Origin of the sequence: Paenibacillus piri (assembly GCF_004354045.1) — a bacterium.
GTDB lineage: Bacteria > Bacillota > Bacilli > Paenibacillales > NBRC-103111 > Paenibacillus_S > Paenibacillus_S piri.
Map to the genome: position 1 here is coordinate 1027718 of NZ_SMRT01000001.1, position 17848 is coordinate 1045565.

The 17848-nt window shown below is 54.2% G+C and carries 13 protein-coding genes and 1 pseudogene; 8 read left to right on the top strand and 6 right to left on the bottom strand.

Annotated features, from left to right (window positions below; genetic code table 11):
• Positions 1-53 precede the first annotated feature (53 nt).
• Positions 54-1385, top strand: coding sequence for an ABC transporter substrate-binding protein (locus tag E1757_RS04285; RefSeq protein WP_133225549.1), 1332 nt, complete (start codon positions 54-56; stop codon positions 1383-1385).
• Between the two features lie 52 nt (positions 1386-1437).
• Positions 1438-2808 carry an LLM class flavin-dependent oxidoreductase gene (locus E1757_RS04290; RefSeq protein WP_133225550.1) on the top strand — a complete coding sequence of 457 codons (1371 nt, stop codon included), beginning with the start codon at positions 1438-1440 and terminating at the stop codon, positions 2806-2808.
• 41 nt (positions 2809-2849) lie between these two features.
• Here E1757_RS04290 and E1757_RS04295 read toward each other — a convergent pair whose 3' ends face one another.
• From E1757_RS04295 to E1757_RS04315, 5 genes are all read right to left on the bottom strand, one after another.
• Positions 2850-3449 (bottom strand): TetR/AcrR family transcriptional regulator, encoded by a 600-nt coding sequence (locus tag E1757_RS04295; protein WP_133225551.1) that lies wholly within the window; start codon positions 3447-3449, stop codon positions 2850-2852.
• A gap of 32 nt (positions 3450-3481) precedes the next feature.
• Complete coding sequence (locus tag E1757_RS04300; RefSeq protein WP_133225552.1) at positions 3482-3967, bottom strand: VOC family protein; 486 nt, start codon at positions 3965-3967, stop codon at positions 3482-3484.
• Positions 3968-4140: 173 nt separating this feature from the next.
• Entirely contained in the window at positions 4141-5277 is a 1137-nt protein-coding gene (locus E1757_RS04305) for an NAD(P)-binding domain-containing protein (RefSeq protein ID WP_165971947.1), read from the bottom strand.
• 19 nt (positions 5278-5296) lie between these two features.
• Positions 5297-6034 (bottom strand): oxygen-insensitive NADPH nitroreductase, encoded by a 738-nt coding sequence (gene nfsA, locus E1757_RS04310; RefSeq protein ID WP_133225554.1) that lies wholly within the window; start codon positions 6032-6034, stop codon positions 5297-5299.
• Positions 6035-6271: 237 nt separating this feature from the next.
• Positions 6272-6946: an HAD family hydrolase gene (locus tag E1757_RS04315; protein WP_133225555.1), complete on the bottom strand. Its 675-nt coding sequence runs from the start codon at positions 6944-6946 to the stop codon at positions 6272-6274.
• A gap of 185 nt (positions 6947-7131) precedes the next feature.
• Here E1757_RS04315 and E1757_RS04320 point away from each other — a divergent pair, with 185 nt between their 5' ends.
• Entirely contained in the window at positions 7132-7737 is a 606-nt protein-coding gene (locus tag E1757_RS04320; protein WP_133225556.1) for a pentapeptide repeat-containing protein, read from the top strand.
• Positions 7738-7854: 117 nt separating this feature from the next.
• Here the strand turns inward: E1757_RS04320 and E1757_RS04325 are convergent, their stop codons facing one another.
• The gene (locus E1757_RS04325; protein ID WP_133225557.1) at positions 7855-9327 is read right to left on the bottom strand and encodes an MFS transporter; all 1473 of its coding nucleotides are present in this window, start codon (positions 9325-9327) and stop codon (positions 7855-7857) included.
• Between the two features lie 318 nt (positions 9328-9645).
• On the opposite strand from E1757_RS04325, the gene E1757_RS04330 reads away from it, so the two are divergent.
• The 5 genes and pseudogenes from E1757_RS04330 to E1757_RS04350 all read left to right on the top strand — a co-directional run bounded on the left by E1757_RS04330 (position 9646) and on the right by E1757_RS04350 (position 17822).
• On the top strand, positions 9646-9948 hold the full coding sequence (locus E1757_RS04330; RefSeq protein ID WP_133225558.1) for a hypothetical protein: 303 nt from the start codon (positions 9646-9648) through the stop codon (positions 9946-9948).
• A 23-nt stretch (positions 9949-9971) separates the two neighbouring features.
• Positions 9972-10940: a hydroxyacid dehydrogenase gene (locus E1757_RS04335; RefSeq protein ID WP_165971948.1), complete on the top strand. Its 969-nt coding sequence runs from the start codon at positions 9972-9974 to the stop codon at positions 10938-10940.
• 12 nt (positions 10941-10952) lie between these two features.
• Positions 10953-12002, top strand: a pseudogene (locus E1757_RS04340) (Ldh family oxidoreductase).
• Positions 12003-12395: 393 nt separating this feature from the next.
• The gene (locus E1757_RS04345) at positions 12396-14672 is read left to right on the top strand and encodes an AraC family transcriptional regulator (protein WP_133225560.1); all 2277 of its coding nucleotides are present in this window, start codon (positions 12396-12398) and stop codon (positions 14670-14672) included.
• Between the two features lie 78 nt (positions 14673-14750).
• Positions 14751-17822: an ATP-binding protein gene (locus tag E1757_RS04350; RefSeq protein WP_246079006.1), complete on the top strand. Its 3072-nt coding sequence runs from the start codon at positions 14751-14753 to the stop codon at positions 17820-17822.
• The last annotated feature ends 26 nt before the right edge of the window (positions 17823-17848 follow it).

Consider the following 17848-nt stretch of genomic DNA (forward strand, 5'->3'; position numbering starts at 1 on the left):
TAGTCGATTGTTTTACAGAAAAGCTACTTTATAACAGGCGGTGTATGATTGAAATGAGAAAATGGTTATCAGCTTTGTTGGTTTTGGTTTTTATTGCGCTTGCGGGCTGCACGGGCAAAAACGACGTATCGTCCCCATCCGCTGCAGGCAATCCTGCCGGAGAAGCGGCAGCCGGCTCGAAAGATCCGGTCAAGCTGCAGTTTTACACGAGCAGCGGCACCTTGACGAATACGGAATTTAAAACGTTTATCGCCGATCCCGTCAACAAAAAGTATCCGAATATTACGATCGAGCGGATCGAACCGCCGACAGGGACGACGCCCGAGGACTTTTTCTCCTCCGGAGCCAATCCGGATTTGATTTATTCCAGCTCGACCACGCATACGAAGCTGCTCAGCATCGGCGTGTACCAGGATTTGCGCGAGCTGATCCAAAAGTATAAATTCGACGAAAGCCGGATCAAGCCGTTTTTATACAATTACGCCAAGGGGCTTTCGGGCAAGGGCGAAATATTCGCAATTCCGTTCAATTCCAACCAACATATTTTGTATTACAACAAAGATATTTTCGATAAATTCGGCGTTCCGTATCCATCCGACCAGCAGATGACGTGGGAGCAGGCTCTTGAGCTGGGACGGCTGCTGACGAAGACAGAAAACGGCGTCAATTATATCGGTATCGATGCCGAAGGCCCGATCGGAATCGCCAAAAATTTGGCGCTGCCCATTATCGATTCGAAGACGGGAAAATCGTTCCTGAATTCGCCGGATTGGGTGCGCGTGTTTGCAATCGCCAAACAGAACTATGAAATTCCCGGTTATCTCGGCAAAGATAACAAATATGTGTACGGTCGCGACGAATTTATGAAAGACCGCAATTTGGCGATGCGGCCGACTTGGCTGGCCAATATGGTCGGCCCGTTGGAGGAGCTGCGTCAGCAGGGACTTGAGGTGAATTGGGACATCGCGCCGATTCCGACCTTCAGCGATCATCTGGGCCAAACGAGGGAGGCGCAGGTTCACACGCTTTCGGTTTCCAACAAAAGCAAGCATAAGGACGAAGCCTTTTTGGCGATCGCGCAAATTTTGTCCGAGGAGGTGCAGCGGATTTTGGCCCGCAACGGCCGGGTGCCCGCAATTATCAATAAAGAGCTGGAAAAGGAGTATGGAGCCGACATTCCGGTGCTGAAAGGCAAAAAAGTGCAGAACGTCTTCGTCGGCGAGCCGCTGCAGGAGCATAACTTCCATCAGTTCGAGCTTGACGTCCAGAAGTACGTAACCGAAGCCGCCAAAAGCATCGCAACCGGCACGGACGTCAATACGGCGATCCGCAAAGCGTCGGAAAGCGTGGATAAAGAGGTCGAACGGCTGCAAAAAAACAAATAACGGACATTTAACCGACAGCCTTAAATTATGATCGAAAATGAGGTGGAAAAGCATGAGTTCAATATCGTCTTACCGGGAACGTCCGGAGCGGGAGCGCAAGATCCATATCAACCTGTTTCTGCGCAATACCGGCCATCATGAAGCGGCATGGCGGCATCCGCAGGCGCAGCCGGAGCGCACGCTGGAGGTCGGCTTTTACCGGGAGCTGGCTCAGACGGCGGAGCGGGGCTTGTTCGATTCGCTGTTTATTTCGGACAATTATTCCGGCACCTGGCGGCGGGTGGAGCCGTTCACGCTGCTGTCGGCTCTGGCGATGGCGACGCGCCATATCGGCTTGATTGCGACGGTCAATACGACTTACAACGAGCCCTTTCATATCGCCCGCCAATTCGCCTCGCTAGATCATATAAGCGGCGGCCGTGCCGGCTGGAACATCGTAACGGGAGCAGGCGGCAACGACGCTTATAATTTCGGGAAAGCGAACCACCCGGATCATGCGCTGCGGTATGAGACCGCGGAGGAGTTCGTGGAAGTCGTCAAGCAGCTGTGGGACAGCTGGGAGGACGATGCGCTGCTGCTCGATAAGCAATCGGGACGGCAGTTTGATGCCGGCAAGGTGCATGAAATTCATTTCAAAGGAAAATTTCATGCCGTCCGGGGTCCGCTTAATATTCCGCGCCCTCCCCAAGGCTATCCGGTGCTGGTGCAGGCCGGCTCCTCGGATAGCGGAAAAGAGCTGGCGGCGAAGACGGCGGAGGTGATCTTCACGGCGCAGCCGTCGATTGAGGAGGCGCAATCATTCTACGCCGACGTCAAGTCACGGCTGGCCCGGTATGGCCGCACCCCCGACCAGCTCCAGGTACTGCCGGGGCTCAGCCCGATCATTGCCGGGACGGAGGCCGAAGCAAAAGAGCTCGAAGACGAGCTGTTTGCGTTGACCGATGTTTCCGGGGCGATTCAGCGTCTCTCCGACCGGCTGGGCGTCGACTTTACGGGCTATTCGCTGGATAGCCGCGTGCCTGTCGACGGAGCGCGCGGCATTGAAACCATTAACGGGATGAAAGGCCGCCATCAGCTGCTGCTCGATTTGATTCAGCGGGAACGGCCGACCTTCCGGGAGCTGATCGTCCATCTGGCCGGAGCGCGCGGACATCTGACGTTCACGGGAACGCCGCTCCAGCTGGCGGATGTGATCGAACGCTGGTTTATCGAACGCGTTGCCGACGGGTTTAATCTGATGCCGCCTGTTTTCCCTGGCGGGCTGGACATTTTCGTCGACAAAGTGGTGCCCGAGCTGCAAAACCGGGGCTTGTTTCGCACCGCCTACGAGGCGGAGACGCTGCGAGGCCATTTGGGATTGGCGCGTCCGGAACACGTTCGCGGCACCAATTGGACGGCAGCGGGAGCCGAACCGTCCTTTTAACCGATTGAAGGAGATGCGGACTTCTTTCCGCATCCACCCGATCAAATCGTCATGCGCGGAAGCTTGAATCCTTCCAATAAAAGGGAAATAACTGGCATGATTTCCTCCAACGATTGTTTTTCATCCGGCAGCTGCGCCATCCAGAGTACGGCTTCGTTCAGAGCGCCCGAAAGCAAATGAGTCAGCGCATCGACGGATACCGGCTTCACATATCCTTGCCGCTGCATCATGTGAAGCTGCTCGCGCAGGTGCCGCATCGAATTTTGCTCATCCATCATGCGCCAGGCTTCCCAGCCTAACACCGCAGGACCGTCGATGAGCAAAATTCGCTTGTTTCGGGGCTCGACGGCCGCTGCTACAAATGCGCGGCATCCAAGCAGCAGCTGCTCCCAAGCATCGTCGCTTCGGGATGCCTCGGCTTCAACCCGTTCCCCGACCTCCTTTTGGACGGATTCCAGTACCGCTTGAAAAATGCCTCTCTTGCTTCCGAAATGATGGTAGACGGCCCCGCGCGTCAGCTTGGCCTCATGCACGATATCCTCCAACGCCGTATCGGCATAACCTTGCGCTGTAAAATAATTTCTCGCGACGTCGATCAGCTTGCGGATCGTTTCGTTCGTATCTTCCTTCTTTCTCCTCATGATGCGGCTTGGCTCCTATCTGATTTTACGTTTCAATCCCGATTCTTTCCGGCAGTTCCGATGCCAGGTGCCGGCTCGCCCGCTTGGGCTCCCGACCAAATGTTCTCCACGTATTGGGTGCTCTCCGCTTCGGAAGGCGGAATGATTTGAATGACGTCAATGAGGACGCCGTTAGGATCGCGAGTTATAAAATGCCGCTGCCCGAACTCCTCGTCGCGGATATCCTGCTCCAGAGGAAGCTGGTTGTCCGCAATGAGCCTGGCATACTCCGCGTTCGCATCGTCCACCTCAAAATTGAGGATCAAGCCTTGCGCCGGCTTGCGGTAAGCTGCAGGTACGGTAGGATGAGCCGCATTCAGCAGAGCCAGCTCGAACGGAGTATTTCCTCCGGCTAATCGCAGACTCACGTACCAATCGGCTTCATACACCTTCTCAAACCCGAAATAGTCCGTGTAAAACGCGGAGCTTTCGGCAACCCGTTCGGTCAAAATGACCGGATAAAAACTGGATAATTTCATACTATCACTTCCTTAGCTTTGGATATATCCAGTTTAACATACATACTGTATGTATGTAAATGACGCTTGAAAATCAATATGCGGCAGTAGAGGGCTAAAACCGTCAATCGGCAAAAAAGAACGCCGCCAGCGTATTCCCCAAGGCAGCGTTCTTCATTATGTCGCACATCTTATTATGAGCTGCCGCTTCGCGCATGCGCCATGCTCCGGACGATGCGCGGGATAATGCTGCGGCAAGCTTTCCGCACTCCGGCGATAAAGCGAAAGGCCGGGCCGTGGCTGTATGAGGCGAGCGGGCCGGCGATGTACAGACCGGGGAGGCTGCTCATAAAGTGTGCATCCAGCTTCGGATACCGGCCGTTTCCGTCATCCTCGCGCTCCAGCAGCTCCAGCAGCCGCTGCTCCAGAAACGGAACGCGCCCGATATCGATCCGATAGCCGGACGCGCTGACGAGATGGTCGAACAGCCGCGTCTCCCCGTTGGACAGCTCAAGCCGCAGCTTGCCGCCGTCGACGGCTTCCGCTTTTTGGACAACTGCATTGCCCGTTTCGCGGATTTTGCCCTCCACATACGGACGCAGGAACGCGGCGGCGCTGCCGGGAGGCTGCACCTGTTTTTCCCGTTTCTGCTCCAGCGGCAAATCGAAAAACGTCTCGCCCAATTGGATGAGCTCGCTGCCCGATTGGCCTTCCCTGTAATTGGCGGCGTCGCGCCGGTATATCAGCTCCGCATCGCTTCCAGCCATATGGAGCAGCGCCGCGGCTTCCCATGCGCTTTGGCCGCTGCCGATCACGGCAACTTGTTTCCCGGCAAACGGACGGAAGTCCGTTAGGGCGAATGTATGGGAAACGAGGCCTGGCGGCAGGCCGTCGTACGTGTCCGGTATGTACGAATAGTGCTGCAGGCCGGTCGCGATCACTGCATGACGCGCGGTATAGACGCCCCCTCCCTCCGTGACGGCTTCGTAGCCGTCAGCGGTCCGGCTCAGCTGCAGCACATGCTCGGGCGTGAAACGCACGCCGGTTCGGGCCGCGAACCATGTCGCGTAATCGACGAACAGCGGGCGGGGCAGCGGAACCGGCAGATCAATTCCGCTTTCGGCGGCAAACCGCAGGAGGGTGAAGCTTTCATGAGGATCGGATAAATAGACCGAATCCGGGTGGGTGCGGATGAACATATTCTGCGGCATCTGATGCTTCCAGAAATGCATCGGATAACCGAGCAGCGTATAGGTCAGGCAATGGGCTTTCGCATGGGCAGCCAATGAAATCCCGTAAGGTCCGGCGCCAATAATAAGCAGATCGGTCAATTGTCGGCCTCCGTTCGCGTTATTGAAGCTCAAAGCCCTGCTCGAATAAGAAGCTTTTCATATGGGTCCGCTGGCGCGAGTTTAACCGTTTGGCCATTTCCCTGGACCAATCGGATTCCCGTGTACCTCCTGCGCGGGTGCGCATAAATTCGGCGAGCGAGCGGTTGTACGCCTCGATCCCTTGCGCATACGAATCCGTTGAGTACGTTTCCCGGTGGTAGACGGTTTCCAGCGGCAGCCTTGGCCGTTGTGTCGGCTCCTGATCAGGGTAGCCTACGCACATGCCGAACACCGGATAGACAAACTTCGGCAGTCCGATCACCTCCGACACCTCCTTCGGATGGTTGCGGATGCCGCCGACAAATACGACGCCGAGCCCGAGCGATTCCGCGGCAACGGCGGCATTTTGCGCGGCCAGCGCGGCATCGACCGTCGCAATAATAAAAATTTCGGTCGTTGCCGGTATGCGCACCTCCTCGACAGGGGCGCACGCATGTTGTAGCCGCAGCAAATCAGCGCACCAGATAAGGAACAACGGGCATTCCTCGATAAACTGCTGATCGGCCGCCAGATGAGCCAGCTGCCGCTTCGCCTCCGCTCCGGTCACTCCGACAACGCTGTAGGCCTGCATGTTGCTGGAGGTTGAAGCCTTTTGCGCCGATTCGATGATGGCTCTGACCTGCTCGCCGCTTAACGGATCGGGCTTATACTTGCGGATGGAGCGGTGCTGCTGCAGTTGACGTATCGTCGAATTCATTCGCAATTTCTCCTTTTCTAAAGATTCTTTTTGTTCATGCAACGCGAAAAACCGGAAACGCAGCCCTGGGGGGGCGGTCTCCGGTTGTCCGGTTGTGAATGCATATAATACCCAGCGGGATACTCTACTATAAAATATAGCATCGGCAGGCTTTTCCTGTCAATGGGTAAACCTCTAAATGTTGATACCCGCATCTATTCCGTCTTAACGTGTACGCAAGGATTATACATTAGCCGTTCAGCGCATGAGCAGGGAACGAATGTCTTCTATTTTATCCAATACGGCATCGGGAGCATCGGCTCCTTTGGGAATCGGCTGATACCTGGCAAGTCCCTGGCGCACATAGACGGCTTTCATGCCAAGCCGCTTCGCGGGGATGATATCGTTGTCGATCCTGTCGCCTATCATAACGGCGTGCCGGGGCAGGCACGACGCCTGCTCCAGCGCCAGCTGGAACAGCTGCGGGTTCGGCTTGGCGAACCCGGCCTCGGCCGATTCGCAGCATACCGTAATATATTCCGCGAACCCATAAGCCTTCAGCCGGTCAGTGGTTCCCGGACCTTGATTGGCGATGATTCCGATCCGGTACAGACCGGACAGCTCGCGGACGAGAGGGAGGGCGGCGGGAAACGGCCGCTCCATATCTTTTCGGTATCGCATATTTTGTTTTATGATCCGTCGGTGGTCGACGGAAGCAACATGCCGCTCCATATAATCGCCCATCGGAAATTCGGCAAATGCGCGATAGGCATCCTCAAGTCCTCTAACTACCTCATCCGGATGAAACGCATATCCGAGCGCTGCCGATTCCACGGCAAATTGACGGATGCTTTCCAATATAGCCGCCGATTCATCAATCAGCGTTTCCCCCAGATCGAAAAAAATCCATTGCAGTTCCTGCTTTAATGTCATTGTCGTTTCTCCTCCTTCGGACGATGCAGCGAGCGGGCCGGCATCCTTGCGGGCAATGCTGCAGGTTTATGCGTAATCGCGCTTGGCTTTCATCTTAGCACAGTCCGTCGGCATGCGATACATGTTGATGCCTCTTGCGCAGACGTCATGGTATACTGGTTGAAAAAAGTCTAAGGTGATCCCAGATGTACCAATATATCGACCAAACATACGAAAGCCACGATTTCAGCGGGGCCGATCAAAGAGACGGCGAGCTTATCCGCTGTACGTTTACGCGCTGCAGCTTTAAAAGTGCGATATTGCAGGAGATTAACACCATCAGCTGCCGGTTTATCGAATGCGATTTTCAAGGCGCATCGCTGAATGCTTCGGCGCATGCCGAATCCGCGTTTTTGAACTGCCGCTTTTACGGCGCCAATCTGTTCGTGGCGTCTTTCACCGAATGTAAAATGACGGGCTCGGACTTCTCGCTGGCGCAAATGGAAGGGGTCACGATTCGCCGGGGCGACTGGTCGTATACGAATTTGCGGAATATGAATTTGGCCAAGCAGGATTTGCGGGGAGTAAGGCTGTATGAGGCCGATTTGCATGGCTGCAATATGGAGAAAGCGGACTTAAGAGACGCGGATTTGACCCGGACCCAGCTGGGCCAGGTGAAGCTGCAGGGCGCCGACCTGCGGGGAGCGGTGCTGGAGGGCGTCGATTTGAAACCCGTCAATGTGAAAGGCGTGCGGATGGATGCGGTTCAGGCTGTTGCGTTTTTACGCTCGTTCGGGGCAAAAGTCGATTAAAACCGGCGACGTCCTTTGTATCGGGCTGTCCTTGCCGACGACTGCACGGGGTCCGACAACCGCGTGTACAGCAGCAGCGTGTATCGAGCGCGGACCTGTCGGATTGTTGGTGTCCGTTCACAGCGTATGGCCGCGATCTCTCTTAACGGCGTTCCGCGCCGGGCTGCTGCCCATATCGCCGCCTGCTGCGCCGTCCGTATCGATGACGGAGCTTCCGCCGTCTGTTCCGCTCCGTTCGCCGGTACCTGCGCCGTTGTCCATGCCTTCATCCGCCGCTCCGACAGACCCAGGAACCGTTTCAGTCCTGCGGCCGGCTGCCCATTTGACAAGCGCCGGGGACAAAATGGCGAGAAAGCACAAGGAGCCTGTGACTCGTGCCGTACCGAGTATGCTCATGAAGACTTCATACGATACGCCGGAGTACAGCTGCATGCCGACTATCGGTGCAAAAATCGCCGACACCTGCGTCAGCGTCGTGTAAATGGCGATCGCCCGCTGACGCCCACGACTCGCGACGATTTCCAGCAGCCGGTTGAAGACGGCCTGCTGGAAGCCAGCCGTTGCGATGCCGCCGATAAAATCGTACAGGTACGCCCAGCTCATGCCGGGGATATACAGCCAGAAATAGGGAGTGACCGCAAGCGTAAACGCAGAGCCGAATAACGCCCAGCCGGTCCCTTTGCGGTCTGCGAAGCGGGCCCATAATTGGAAGCCGATCAGCATGCCGATCGCACCGACAATCGTATCGATGCTGATCATCGTGTTGGTTGCCTGCAAAGTGTCGACTTTGATTTTCGTATAAACAGGCCAAACCGCCTGCCACGAAAAAATGAAGATGATGGCGCTTGCGCTAAACAGGTAATAAGCTCTGCCGTGGTTTAATTGATATTTTTCCAGCCAATGGACTGCGGCAGCGTCGCTTTGCGGACGTTCGTCCCGTTCCTTGCCGGCTTCGGGCCGGTGCTTCTTTGGCCCAACCGTCGCCTCCGGCTCCTCGCTCGGAATGCGCAGCTTCATAAAATACCATGTTTCCACAACAGCAGCGGCAAAGCCGATCGAAAAAGCAAGCTGATACCCGTACGGGTACGGAAAACGATCGATGCTCCAGCCGGCGACAAACGCTATGATCATCCCGCACAAGCCGGTCCATATATTCCGTTTGGCCAATACGCGGTTGCGATAGGCGGCGGGAATCAATTCCCCTATCATCGATTGCCACGCCACGGCGATGACGGAATTGAAAGCGTTGTACAAGCCGACCAGCAAAATAAGCGCTGTTATCGGAGAAGCGGTTAAATACGGAACGAAGATTAACAAAAAATAAAAAAAGCGGCATAGCAAAATCAAACCGCCGACAATTCGTTTTTGCCTGCGGAACCGGGTAATCACCATCGCCGCAGGAAGGGTCAACAAAATGGTCAACAGCGCAGGTACTGAAGAGAGCATGGCGTAGTCGCTGTTGGTGGCTCCGAGACGCGAAGCGAGCACGCCGATAAACGGCGTGACGAAATTAAATCCGATGGACCAGAAAATACCGTTCAACAAATTGTTCCGGATGTTGTCCCTGAGTACCTTGTACTCCGCTCTCATTATGTCACCTTAATTCCTATTCGGGAAAAAATGGGCCGCTGCCTTTCTCATTGTATCGGAAACGGCGGCTTCCTTCCATCATTAATTTTGCGCGGCTTGGATGGCGACGGGAAATGGAATCGACTTGCGGTTTGCCCGGTTAAAACAGTACGAAAGCGGTTCTGGGCCGTCAATGCGGATCATTGTCGAAAACCATGCCAGACTCAGGTTTAACGGCTATCCCCTGCAGATTGGTTGAATCAGTACTATTGCGCGTAATCAGACAAGTCTGTAACATGTTGGCCAAATAAGAAGGAGGGGTACGACCAATCAGGCAGTATGGACCTGGCGGCATTATTTACCGGAAAGTTGAAGCTGAACGGGCTGCAGAACAAAGGCTGGACGATTGCTGCCGATAATATGCGGTATATCGTCCCGAATGCGGCGCTCACGCTGACTTCCCAACATTATATCGACAAAGGCGAGGAGCTCGATGAAATGATCCGCAGCGCCCAAACCAACTACATTTTGGGCAATATCGACGATGCCGGCTGGCAGGCGGAGCTGGAGCGATGGCGAAAAAGCGGCGGCGACACGGTTATCGAGCAGTTTACGGCGGATTATATACGAAAATATCAATAAGGGATCGAGAAAAGAGGCAAACGATGAAACCTTTCAACATCTTGGTCATGCAGCATATTCATTCCGAAGGATTGGAAGTGCTGCGGCAAGCGAATTGCCGCATTACGATACCCGATCGGCTGGATCGGGAGACGGTTCTGCCGCTTGCCCGTGAAGCGGATGCGATTCTTGTCCGTACGGCTGCGATTGACAGAACGCTGATCGAAAGCGCTCCCAACTGCAAGGTCGTCGCCCGTCACGGGGCGGGTATCGATCAAATCGATCAGAAGGCTGCGGCCGAGCGCGGCATTTTTGTATGCAACACGCCGCACGCCAATTCCAATTCGGTGGCCGAGCATGCTGTCGGCATGATGATCGCTTTGTCCCATCACATGCTGAAAGGCGACCGTGCTTTGCGCCAGGGCGATTTCGACGCGAGAAATCGGTACATAGGCACCGAGCTGCTAGGCAAAACGCTGGGCATTATCGGTCTCGGCAATATCGGCAAAAGGGTGGCGCGCAAATGTGCGCTCGGCATGGAAATGAACGTCATCGCTTACGACCCGTTTCTCGAGGACGGTTCGGGTCTCGGCTATGTCCGCATGTCGGATTCGTTCGACGCGCTGATGGCGGAGTCGGATATCGTATCGCTGCATGTCCCGTACGTGCCGCAGTTTCACAATCTGATCGACCGGAGGGCGCTGTCGCTCATGAAGCCGGGAGCGCTTCTGATCAATTGCGCCAGGGGCGGCCTGGTAGATGAGCAGGCGCTGTATGAGCTGCTGAAGGAAGGAAAGCTGGCCGCGGCGGGCTTGGATGTGTTCGAGCACGAACCGCCGATCGGCCGCCATCCGCTGTGGGAGCTGGATAATGTAATCGTCACTCCCCATATGTCGGCCCACACCGAAGATGCTCTGATTGCTATGGCTGTCGGCGCAGCGGAAGAAATTGTGCGCGTTCTGCGCAACGAACAGCCCTTGTATTGTGTCAACCGGCATTTATTCCAATCGTAGAGGTGAGAGGTCATGAGTAACTTCGTCATCCGGGCACAATCATTAAAGGAATTTTGCGCAGCCGTATTTGCCAAATCGCTTCCTGAAGAGGAGGCCGTTATTATCGCCGACAATCTGATCGATTCCGATTTGCTGGGGGTTGAATCCCACGGCGCTTCCCGCGTACCCGGCTATTTGAAACGAATGGAGCAGGGTCTCATCGAGAGAAGGACGAACATAACGCTTCTTTCCGAAACCCCGACAACAGCGATGTACGATGCCGGCAACGGCTGGGGGCAGGTTGTCTCCGTCAAGGCGATGTAGACGGCAATTGAGAAGGCGAAGGCTTACGGTACGGCGTTCGTGGGCGTGAACAATTCGAATCACTTTGGCACCTGCTCCTATTATACGCGGATGGCGGCGGCGGAAGGCTGTATCGGCATTGCGATGACGAACAGCTCGGCAATGATGGTTCCGTTCGGCTCCAACGAACCGTCCTTGGGCACCAACCCGCTGTCCATCGCCGTACCGGCCGGTGAAGGCAAAGACCCGGTAGTGCTCGATATGGCTACCAGCAACGTCGCCAGAGGAAAAATCATATTGGCCAAAACAAAGGGCCAAGCGATTCCGGAAGGCTGGGCTGTAACGAAGGACGGCGAGCCGACGACGGACCCGATCGCAGCGCTGGAAGGCTTCCTGCTGCCGATGGGCTCCAAAGGCTCGGGACTGGCCATTATGGTCGACATTTTATCCGGGGTTCTGACCGGCGCTTTGTTCGGCAAGCGCGTTCCCCGCATGTACGAGGATCCGGAGCCGCAGCGGATCGGCCACTTTTTCGGCGTAATCAAGGTCGGCGCCTTTATGGATGTGGAGGAATTCGGCAGCCGAATTCAAGAGAAGATCGACGAAACCGTCAACAGCAAGCCGGCCAAAGGATTTGACCGGGTGTATATGCCGGGTGAGATCGAGACGTTGAAAATGAAGCGGCAGTTGGCCGAAGGCATCGCCTTGTCGCCGGCTGTCTTCCGCGATCTGGAGCAAACGGGCCATCATTACGGAGTGGATATTCACTCTTATTTGTAACAGCGTGACAACGGACATTGCGGCCGGAACCGTTCCGGCATCCGCTATATTGCCGGACGGCCGGAGACGATGATCTCCGGCCGTCTTTTTGCTTCGCACAGCCTTGACAAATGCTTCCGTTCCCGAAGGACGCGAAGCCGTTTATCCTTGTAAGTATCCCGTTCATCCTGCCTTGCCAAACTTGATTGATGTGCCCGTCCCTTAAAGACCGCGAAGCCGTATCATGATCGCCGCAGCGGACGACCGTCACGCGCAGCGGTCCCTAAGCGAGCGGCTGCCGTGAAAGCGGTTTAGGCATCGCCGTATCGGTTTGTTTCTGCTATAATTAATTTTACGGTTTATGTTTTCGGCAAGGCAATCTTTTAATATAGTCAAGCTAGGAGCTGTCCCCAATTGCCTAAATATTTGTACCGCATGCTAGTGTTCACTCTGCTGCTCGTGTTCATCCCCGTAGCTTCCATCGGGACGATATCGTATTATATCGCTTCGAAAGATATCGAGCTGAAAGTGAATAAAGGAAATGAGCAAATACTGCTGCAAAACCAGATGCGTATCGAGCAGGTGTTGAAAAGCGTGGAGCTGGCCGCAGTTCAATATTTGAATTCATCGATTGTGCTCGATTCCCTTTATTCGAATATTACGAGTGAGGATTTCGGCACGATCACCGACCTTGCCAAAGGGTTGTACCATGTCCAATCGTTGGCAGGCGTTTCGGGAACTTACTTGATCAACCTGGAGCAGGACTGGATGATCAGCAGCCGCGGCTTTACTTCCGCATCAAGCTATTCCAACCAGGATGTGCTCGATGAATATATCATGCGTTCCAAAAACTTATTTTGGACCGCATACGATCCAGCCAAAGAAAAACCGCCGGCCCAAGGGGAAAATCTCGCCATGGATACGATCCGGCTCGTAGTAAAGCTCCCGATTGCTGCGGCCGCATCCAAGCCGCGTGCGATGCTGATCATTAATATGTCGTACAGCGTATTGGAGAGCTACTTGGCGCAAAATCAGCAGCTGGGTAGCATTTATGTGCTTAACGCCGAGCGCGAGCCTTTTTTGGCCAGCTACAGTTCGCCGAAGCTGCAGGATGATATGATTGCTAACCTGAAAAGCGCCACCGGCTCCAGCGGCTTTTTTAAAGGCAATGATTTGGCGGTTACCTATAAAGTTGCGCAGTACAATAACTGGTCGTATGTTTCTGTCGTCTCTATCGACGCCATCACGAAGGAATCCAAAAAGATTGCTTTAATTACGCTGAACGCCTGCCTCGCCATATTCATTTTGTTCGCAGCCGCCGCCTGGTACGGCAGCCGGAAAATGTATACGCCGATCCGCAAGCTGTTCATCACGATGGAGGAGCTGGGCGATGGAGCGGCCGATTTGAAGAAAAGGGACGAATTCGCTTATCTGGAGGACCGGTTTCACACGTTGTTCAGCTCGCGCAAGGAGCTTGAGCAGCTGCATCGGGTGCAGATGTCCCAGATGAAGGAGTTTTTTTTGCTGAAGCTGTTCATGGGCCAGATTACGGAAAGCGAGTTTTCGTTCAAATGCGATACGTACGGCTTTACCGCGCGCAAAAAAGCTTTGGCCGTGCTGACGCTGCAGATCGATACGCTCCAAGGTTCGCGTTATTTGGACCGGGACAAAGAGCTTCTGCTGTTTGCGATCAACAATATCGTCAATGAGCTGATTCCCGCCGACCGTATGGTCGGAGCGCTGCTGCTGGATCAATCCCAGGTGTCGCTGATGACGAGCGAGAAGGAAGATCCGGAGGAGCTGAAGGCGGTTTTCTACGAAACGTCCGAGCTGATCAAGTTGAAGGTGCATGAGCTGCTGCAGCTGAATATAAGCATCGGCATCAGCCGCCCGTTCGTCAAATATACCGGCGCCATGGACGCTTATACCGAGGCGCTCGAGGCATTAAAAAGAAGAATCAGTCTGGGCAATGACATCATTCTTCACTATGACGACATTGAAACCGTAAGCGGGAATAAAGGCAGTGCGATCGCGTCGCTGAATCATGTCGAGGATTATATGATCAATGCGCTCAAAGGCGGGGACGACGTTGCGGCCATTCAACATTTTGACGAGTACGTTTCCTCGATTATGGACCGCGGGGTGCAGTTCAACGATTTTCAAATTTTGATGCTCCAGCTCATTACCCGGATTTACCAGCTTGTGCAGCAGCAGGGCGGTTCGCTCGATCAACTGGTCGGCTCCAACTCGACGGTCGCCCATTTTATGAAATTGAACACGGTGCAGGGCATTTCGGCCTGGTTTAAAAAAGATCTGCTGCCGCCGACGCTCGCGTTCGTCAAGCAGCGCGTGGAATCGCAATATTTGAATACCGCGCATCAGATGGTGCAAATGATCCACGAGCAGTACGATCAGGATATATCCTTGGAATCATGTGCAGACCAGCTCAAATTCCATCCGGTCTATTTAAGCCGGGTATTCAAAAAGGAAATCGGCGTTACGTTCATCGAATATTTGACCGATTATCGTGTAAGCATGGCCAAGCAGCTGCTCGAAACGACGAATCTGAAAATTTCGGAAATCGCTGAGCGGCTTAATTACAACAGCTCGACCGGCTTCATCCGGACCTTCCGTAAAATTACAGGCGTAACTCCAGGCCAGTATCGCGAAGCCCATACGAAAATGGAGTAAGGCGCAGCTCCGGCCGGACATGCGATAAAAGCCGAAATGGAGGAAGGAATCGGCACCGGGACGTTGAATTATTGAAGTATGATGAAAAAACGTACAACCTTTCTTATTCTTGGAATTTTTATACTTGTTTTGATAGTCGTGCGTCTTGTATGGATTACGCTGCAGGCGACGCCGGAGCATCCGAAGGCCGTGCAGGGCGTGCTGGATTTGCGGGGCTGGAGTCTGGAGGAAAACGGCCCGATCACACTCGACGGGGAGTGGGAATTTTATCCCGACAGGCTGATTAAGCCGGACCTGCCGGATCAAGACAGCGGTGCGGAAAAGGAATATATCCGCGTTCCCGGCAACTGGAAGATTGCATCGTCGCCGACAATGCAAGGCTACGGTTCCTATCGTCTGCGTATTTTGATGGATCCGCAAGCGGACAGATTGCTCGCCGTTCGCATCCAGGAAATTACGGTCTCGTCCGAGTTCTTTGTCGACGGCATCTCGCGCGGACATTCCGGACAGCCGGCAGCAGTCGCGGAGCAATATATACCGAACAAGCGGCCGTATACGACTTCGTTCCATACCGGCCGCGATCAGGTCGAGCTCGTGATCCACGTCGCCAACTTCCATAACGACACGGCCGGAGGCCTGGTCAAGTCTTTGCTGTTCGGCCCAAGCGACGCCTTGCAAAGCCGTTTGTTGTTTTCTATGGGTATGCAGCTGCTGTTGTGCACCGTGCTGCTTATTCATATGTTGTATGCGTTCATTCTTTATTGGATCGGTGCGCGCCAGAGCGTGCTGCTTTTGTTCGCCCTGCTCAATTTCAGCACCATCCTGATGACGCTGCTTTCCGACGACAGGCTTCTGCTGACCTGGCTGCCGATCTCTTACGTCTTGTATGTCAAGCTTATTTATTTATCCTTCATCGGCATTAACTTTTCGCTTGTCCGGTTTGCGAACGCCCTGCTGCCGAACTATGCAATGCCGAGAATAAACGCGTGGTATTCCGTAATTTGCGCGCTTCTGGCGGCCTGTATTCTTGTGCTGCCCATACAGTACGCTGCGCCGATCGGCCTGTTCATCTTTAATTCCGGCGTTGCGGGAGCGGTAATTTTGGTATGGCTGCCCGTCCGCTCCACGCTGCGCGGTGAAGAAGACACGATATTTTTGCTATCCGGCGCGACGTTTGTCATGATCAATATGTTGTGGAACTACTTCGGGATGATCAAATCGGTTGACATGTATTTTTATCCGATTGATCTGATCGCCGCCTTTTTTGCCTTTGCCGCTTTTTGGTTCAAGCGTTATATGAGGACGGCCAATCGAACGGAGAAGCTGGCTCGCATGCTTCAGCTGGCCGACAAGCAAAAGGACGATTTTCTGGCGAATACCTCCCACGAATTACGAAATCCGCTGCATGGTATATTAAATATTGCGCAAAGCATGAAGGATAACGGGAACGCCGCACTTGACGAAAGGAATATACAGAGTCTGGATCTGCTCATTACGGTCGGCAGACGCATGTCCTATATGCTGAACGATCTGCTCGATATGAGCCGGCTTCGCGAGAGCGGAATTGTGCTGCATACGAACCGGCTCCAATTGGAAGCCGTTGCCTCGGGGGTGTTGGATATGCTTCGGTTCATGACGGAAGGCAAGCCGATTCGCTTGATCAACCGTATTCCGGATACGTTCCCGTATGTCATAGCGGATGAGAACCGGCTGATTCAGGTGATGTTCAATCTGCTGCACAATGCGGTGAAGTATACGCACGAAGGAAGTGTGACGATCAGAGCCGAAGCTGGGGGAGACGGGTACGCGAGAATCGTCATTGAAGATACGGGAATCGGGATGAGCGAGGAAACGCTTCAACGAATATTCCGACCTTACGAGCAGGGAGATTCCGGAATTACGGCAATCGGCGGCGGTATCGGTCTCGGATTAAGCATAGCCAAGCAGTTGGTGGAACTTCACGGCGGTCATATTGAAACCAGCTCCGCTGCAGGTCAAGGATCTGTGTTCAGCTTCACGCTGCCGCTTGCCGATCCTTCTGCCGAAGGAGAGATAGGAGGCAGAGATACGCCGCCGCTCTTTTATTCGGAAGCGGCTCCGGCCGTTTTGCCCGAAGTCGGACAGACTCCGATTAAAACGGAAGTGTATTCGGACCGTAATGATCGAGCGCGGATATTAGCGGTAGATGACGATGCAATCAATTTGAGTATTCTTGTCAATCTGCTGGCTTCCGATCATTATGAAATTGTAACAGCTGCAAGCGGAACAGAGGCGCTCTCGATTTTGGATAACCATGTCTGGGATCTTGTCATAACGGATGTTATGATGCCGAGGATGTCCGGATATGAGCTGACGCAAACAATTCGCCTGCGCTTCTCCATTTCCGAGCTGCCGGTTCTTCTTCTGACCGCGCGCAGCCGTCCCGAGGACATTCAAGCCGGTTTTCAGGCAGGAGCAAACGATTATGTCATGAAACCGGTGGAAGCAGACGAGTTGAAGTCGCGTGTGAAGGCTTTGACCGAGCTGAGAGCATCCATACGGGAAAGAATGCAGATGGAAGCGGCGTGGCTGCAGGCACAGATTCAACCGCATTTTCTGTTTAATACATTAAGCTCGATAGCGGCATTAAGCGAGTTGGATACGGAAAGAATGCGTCAGCTGCTGGATGCCTTCGGCAATTATTTGCAAACCAGCTTTCAATTTGCCAACACGGAGAAGCTGGTTCCGATTCATCACGAGCTGGAGCTTGTTCGTTCGTATTTGTTCATCGAGCGGGCAAGGTTCGATCAGCGGCTCCAGGTTATATGGGAAGTGGACCCGAATATGGATCTGGACATTCCGCCGCTGTCGATCCAGCCGCTTGTCGAAAATGCCGTCAGGCACGGAATAACGAAGCGTTCCCGCGGCGGAACGGTACGAATCTGTATTTCCGATCACCCGGAGTATGCGGACATTACGATTGCCGATGACGGAATAGGGATGAGCGACGAAACCTTGCAGACGGTATTATATCGCAATACGGAAGGGAAGCGCGGAGGAGTAGGGCTGCTGAATACGGATAGAAGGCTGAAGCAGCTATATGGCCGGGGACTTCAAATAGAGAGTATTCCCGACGGGGGAACCGCCGTTTCATTCCGCGCCATGAAATAATTGATTTCCGCTGTATCGGAGACTAG

Coding starts and splice junctions, on each gene's coding strand:
- E1757_RS04335 (WP_165971948.1), top strand. CDS start 9,972: ATGAAACCTTTCAACATCTTGGTCATGCAGCATATTCATTCCGAAGGA.
- E1757_RS04315 (WP_133225555.1), bottom strand. CDS start 6,946: ATGACATTAAAGCAGGAACTGCAATGGATTTTTTTCGATCTGGGGGAA.
- nfsA (WP_133225554.1), bottom strand. CDS start 6,034: ATGAATTCGACGATACGTCAACTGCAGCAGCACCGCTCCATCCGCAAG.
- E1757_RS04325 (WP_133225557.1), bottom strand. CDS start 9,327: ATGAGAGCGGAGTACAAGGTACTCAGGGACAACATCCGGAACAATTTG.
- E1757_RS04295 (WP_133225551.1), bottom strand. CDS start 3,449: ATGAGGAGAAAGAAGGAAGATACGAACGAAACGATCCGCAAGCTGATC.
- E1757_RS04300 (WP_133225552.1), bottom strand. CDS start 3,967: ATGAAATTATCCAGTTTTTATCCGGTCATTTTGACCGAACGGGTTGCC.
- E1757_RS04350 (WP_246079006.1), top strand. CDS start 14,751: ATGATGAAAAAACGTACAACCTTTCTTATTCTTGGAATTTTTATACTT.
- E1757_RS04290 (WP_133225550.1), top strand. CDS start 1,438: ATGAGTTCAATATCGTCTTACCGGGAACGTCCGGAGCGGGAGCGCAAG.
- E1757_RS04320 (WP_133225556.1), top strand. CDS start 7,132: ATGTACCAATATATCGACCAAACATACGAAAGCCACGATTTCAGCGGG.
- E1757_RS04330 (WP_133225558.1), top strand. CDS start 9,646: ATGGACCTGGCGGCATTATTTACCGGAAAGTTGAAGCTGAACGGGCTG.
- E1757_RS04285 (WP_133225549.1), top strand. CDS start 54: ATGAGAAAATGGTTATCAGCTTTGTTGGTTTTGGTTTTTATTGCGCTT.